This is a genomic window from Luteibacter sp. P4_E6, assembly GCF_056401535.1.
Window position 1 is genome coordinate 1 of record NZ_JBFUJE010000327.1, and the last position, 4,449, is coordinate 4,449.

Sequence of the window (4,449 nt, forward strand, 5' to 3'; positions counted from 1 at the left end):
CTGTACGTCGTAGTCCGTGCCTGTGCCCGTCGCGTTGGCCATGTTCTGCCAGGCGATGCGGACCGAGTTACCGATCTTCGAAAAGGCCTGCGACAACGCCGTGCGCGTCATCATGTTACGGGTGCGGTAATACGAGAACCAGTTAGCGAAGTTCTGGTACTGAGAAGCTGGAACCGACACCGCCTCCCAGTTGGTCGCCGTATAGAGCGTGGTGGTATTGACCGACCCGTCACTGTTTGTGATGTTCACACCCGACTTTAGACGGTAGTAGTAAGGCCCGCCATTCGGTTTCGTTCCGGAAGCCGGGTCGGTCAGGTTGCCTGTGAACGGGTTGGACTGGGTGCTCGTGCAAGCCCAGCGCATATTCGTGACTTTGCCGTTCTTGTCCGTGCTCGTGGTGCCATTAAGAATGCTGACTCGCGAGTCTTTATAGTCCGCATTGCTGTTTCGGTTGCTTAGAACCGCTGGCGTTCCCGGCCCGACGGCATTATTGGGGCGATTGATGTCGATGCCGTTCATCCACACGTAGCCCATGTCCAGGGCGCTCGTCGGCGTTTGATGGCCTGCCTGGGGAAACGGCGTGCCGTCGGCATTCACCGCAGTCGTATAGACGATGTTCGGGTTGTAGTACACACCGTTCATCGCCTTCGATGCATTGTTCGTGGTGTCCGTGATGCGCGGATCGATGACGCCCGCGCATGCCCAGGGCGCCGTGAAATCCCATCCCTTCTGGTCGAAAGGCCGGTTGTCACCCATGTAATAACTCTGCATGGAGCCGGAGTCATCGAAGGTCACGGCGATGTTCGGCGCCACCGACGTGGTCAGGTCGGGCGGCGTGGTACTGAGGTTGGTCGCCGTGGCGGCGGCCTGGCCCGAGAATCCGCCCAATCCGGTGAGGACCATGGCAGTAGCGAGCGTTAGCAGGCGATGGGATGCGCTCATGACGGAGTCTCTCAGTTGGCCTTGGCCGCGAACGTCGTCTCGAGCACGCGAACGGTGTTGTCGTTCGCGCCGGTCGAGCGGGCGGTAATGCGATAGATATGGCTGTCGACGCTGGTGTTGCCGGTGCCGGGAGCCGTCTGCCCGGACTCGTGCTGCGAACCGATACCCGGCGGCGTTTCGATGCCGAGGTCTTCGATCATGTACACCGGGTCCTGGGTGAGCTTAAAGGTCTTGTCGCTGCTCGCCGTCGTCATCGTTCCGGCTGAATACGTCGTGCCTCCATCGGGCACCCAGCCCGGTGAATTGCGGAACGTATCCACCACGGTATTCGGCGTGGCGGCGTCGTAGATGTAACAGGTAGGGCCGTTCGACGTACAAGCCAGCGGGGTATTGATGCTCGCCGTCCACAAACGCCACTCGGCACCGCGCACGGCGGATTCCGCACCGAAGTCCGCCATCTGCGAACTGCGCAGGCCACCCACCAGGCGCAACTGCATCAGCGACGTGCCGGACGACGACATGGCGAGGATAGTGATCAGCAACAGGAAGATAAGCGCGACGATGAGCACCGCGCCGCGCTGCGCCCGGGGGGCGCGCTGCAGGTGCTGGAAGCGGGAACGTTTCATGGTGTCTCCGTAACGCATGGCATCAAGGGTTGTAGTTACGCACCATCACCAGTGAGGTGAGCTGGCGACGAAGGCGGTTGTTGTCGAAACCCTGGGCCGAGGGCTGGATCGCCAGTTTGGCGGTGCTCGCTTCGGTCGGGTAAACCGGTGCGGGCGTACCCGTGGTGGTATCTGGCGTGTACAAGAAGGCCGTTTCGGGAAGCGTGAGGTTCGGCATCGTTACCTGGCTGGACAGCAGGATGGATACTTCGATGCTCTTCACGGCACGCCACAGGCAACCCGGATCGGTGGTGGTAAGCGTGCTGTTGGCGACCGTCGGCGGGCAGGTAATCGCGCCGTCGTTGCGCGAATCGACCTGGTCGGCCGTGAGGAAACGTACGCCGCCACTCGTGTCTTCCACGCCGTAGCGGAAGGTCAGTCGCTCCACGCCGCGGATCAGCTCCTGATCGGGCACCGTGACAGTTGTGCCGTTCACCCGACGCATCAGCGCGCCCGTTTTCACACCGGTCGCCGTGCCGTCGTCGGTGACGACCTGCACGTAATAGGTGACGTTCTGCATGTCGTTGACGAAGTCGTAGACTCGCGGCGCCGACTGCGGCTGCAGGGCGAGCGGTGCGGAGAAGTTATTGCCAGGATCCGGCGTGGCGGTGCCGCCGCTGGCGCCTGTGACCGCGAAGATCTGGGAGCTCGAGCAGTCGGCCATGAGCGCCACCGTGCCCTTGAAGTCCGACAACGGAGGCTCGCCGGTACCCTGTACCAGATCGATTTCCTTCAACGTACCGTCTGCGTTTCCGACGGCTTTACTGGTCGCACCGAGGCGCCAGCCGCGCGACGAATTCAGATAGCGCACCGTGAGTACGTCGGTGCCGATGACACGATTGCCCACGGCCGTACCGGCCGTGTCCAGATTGCCCCCGAGGAAGGCCACCGGGATGGGCGTGCAGGCGGACGTACCCGTGCAGTTGTAGCCACGCATGTACAGGAAGGACGGCATGGAATAGGCGGCCGTCGGCGCGGCGGGATAGGTGTTCTTCCCCGACGTCGCACCCCATTGCGTGGTGTTCTCAAACACGGCGGGGAGCGACAGCAGATTCTTAGCGTAGACCTTCGGCGAACGCAGGCCGTCGAGGGAGACGTTCGATGAGGATACCGTCGCGATGCCGCCCGTGTTGTTGCAATACGTGCCGCCCGCCATGGCCAGGTCGTCGTTGAGCCGACCGATGGCGAAGCGACCGTCTTCCTGCATGCGCGCCAGCTGCGTCTGCACGCGGTTGCTGTTCGAGGTCGACAGGAAGATGGTGATGATGCCGCCTGACACCAGGATGCCCAGGAGCATCGCGACCATCAGCTCGACGAGGGTGACGCCGCGCTCGGCCCGGCGGAAAAGGGGACGCGTGATCATGGCTCGAACACCCAGGTGAAGGACTGCAGGTTGGCGCTGTCCGTGTTGTCGTCGGTTCCACCGCTGGTGCCGCGCTCGGCCCAGGTGATGATCATGGTGCAGGTGCCACCATAGGGCGGCCGCAGTCCGATCTGTCCGGTTGGGTCATAGGACATGCCGCTCGCCGGCGTACAGGCGATGGTCGTCTTACCCAGGCCCGGCAGGAACGTCTGGAGCTGGGTACCCCAGAGGATCTTGTCGCGCAGGGCGACATCCTTCGGGACGCAGGCATTCGTCGCATCGCACTTGGGAAGGGTGCCGCCCGTTAGCGGGAAGGTGTCCGTGTAGTCACCCTCCCACAGGCCGTACGGGTTGGCGCGCATCCGGTCAGCCATACTGTTGGCCAGGAAGGTCACGTTGGTGCGGACGAAGGCCGCCTGGTTGGACCGGGTCGACACCACCAGCAGTCCGGCCWGGCCGATGAGCCCGATACTGAAGATCAGCACGGCCATCAGAACCTCGATCAGCGACACGCCGCGTGCGGCGCGACGGAATTGAAACTTGGCCACGAAGGCGTCCCCTTACTTTTCCCTACCTTCAGGCTAGCAAGGCGGGGGCGTCAAACAAGGCTATCGACGACGAACGGTAGGCGAAATCCGACGAGCGGGACGGTCTGTGCGACAGCGCACATTTACCCTGGGGCCGGGCTTGCGCACCGCACGGCGCGGTCGCATGCTTCAGCCGCCGCCAGCTTCTCCAAGGGGAAAATCCATGCGTTTCGTTCGCGCACTTTTGCTTGCAACCTGCCTCGTCGCTCCCGCTGCGGCCGCCTCCGCCGCGGAGACCCTTCCGAACATGACCCTGGGTGAAGCAGGCCATGCCGAGGTTATCGGGYAGTTCGTCTGCGGCATGCCCGGGTCGACGATCGACACCTTCCGGGCTGGCGTCAACAAGCTCTCCCCCGGGGGTACGGGCAATGCCGAGTACCTGGCGGGCCAGCAGGACGCTCATGACCTCATCCAGAAGCTGCGCAACAACAACGACAACCTGATCGAACTCGGCGCGAGTAACTGCGTGGAAGTCGAGGCGCTGATGCACAACGTGACCGCGGCCGCACTGTAATAGCTTGCGCAACGACGCGGCGATCACCGACACCTCACCGTAGCCTTGGGATAACAAAGCGGTCACGACCTCGCGGTCACAATGCTCCCGGTCACGAAGGAGTGTTCCGTGCTCGCGCAATATGTATTTACCTCGACCGAAGGTCTGTTCCGCATCGTTCGTCACGGCCATCGTTGGCGCGCGCTTTGCGGTGAAAACGAAGTGGGCCGTTTCGATGCCCCGGAAGAGGCCGTCGCCGGCCTGCGCGACGTCTATGCCGCCTCCCGGCTGCCGCGCCGCCTGTCCGACTGGCGTTTCCTGCCTGCCGCGGCCCTCGGCCATCTGGCGCCGCCCAGCGCTGCCGCACTCGCCCGCCTCGCTGCCGCCTGACCCCACGAC

General features: G+C 63.4%; 5 protein-coding genes and 1 pseudogene. 2 read left to right on the forward strand and 4 right to left on the reverse strand.

Features of this window, described 5'->3' with window-relative positions:
• The 4 genes and pseudogenes from AC1DT2_RS16445 to pilV form a co-directional block, all read right to left on the reverse strand.
• Window positions 1–942, reverse strand: a pseudogene (locus AC1DT2_RS16445) (hypothetical protein); the annotation flags it as partial.
• Between the two features lie 11 nt (window positions 943–953).
• Window positions 954–1,568 carry a pilus assembly PilX family protein gene (locus tag AC1DT2_RS16450; RefSeq protein WP_477297495.1) on the reverse strand — a complete coding sequence of 205 codons (615 nt, stop codon included), beginning with the start codon at window positions 1,566–1,568 and terminating at the stop codon, window positions 954–956.
• A 22-nt stretch (window positions 1,569–1,590) separates the two neighbouring features.
• Window positions 1,591–2,970 carry a PilW family protein gene (locus tag AC1DT2_RS16455; protein ID WP_477297497.1) on the reverse strand — a complete coding sequence of 460 codons (1,380 nt, stop codon included), beginning with the start codon at window positions 2,968–2,970 and terminating at the stop codon, window positions 1,591–1,593.
• Window positions 2,967–3,518 (reverse strand): type IV pilus modification protein PilV, encoded by a 552-nt coding sequence (gene pilV / locus AC1DT2_RS16460; RefSeq protein WP_477297498.1) that lies wholly within the window; start codon window positions 3,516–3,518, stop codon window positions 2,967–2,969. The genes AC1DT2_RS16455 and pilV overlap by 4 nt, the downstream gene beginning before the upstream one ends.
• Window positions 3,519–3,720: 202 nt before the next feature.
• Here pilV and AC1DT2_RS16465 point away from each other — a divergent pair, with 202 nt between their 5' ends.
• Both AC1DT2_RS16465 and AC1DT2_RS16470 read left to right on the forward strand, forming a co-directional pair.
• Window positions 3,721–4,071, forward strand: coding sequence for a hypothetical protein (locus AC1DT2_RS16465; RefSeq protein ID WP_477297499.1), 351 nt, complete (start codon window positions 3,721–3,723; stop codon window positions 4,069–4,071).
• Between the two features lie 108 nt (window positions 4,072–4,179).
• Window positions 4,180–4,440 carry a hypothetical protein gene (locus AC1DT2_RS16470; protein WP_063573962.1) on the forward strand — a complete coding sequence of 87 codons (261 nt, stop codon included), beginning with the start codon at window positions 4,180–4,182 and terminating at the stop codon, window positions 4,438–4,440.
• Window positions 4,441–4,449 lie beyond the last annotated feature (9 nt).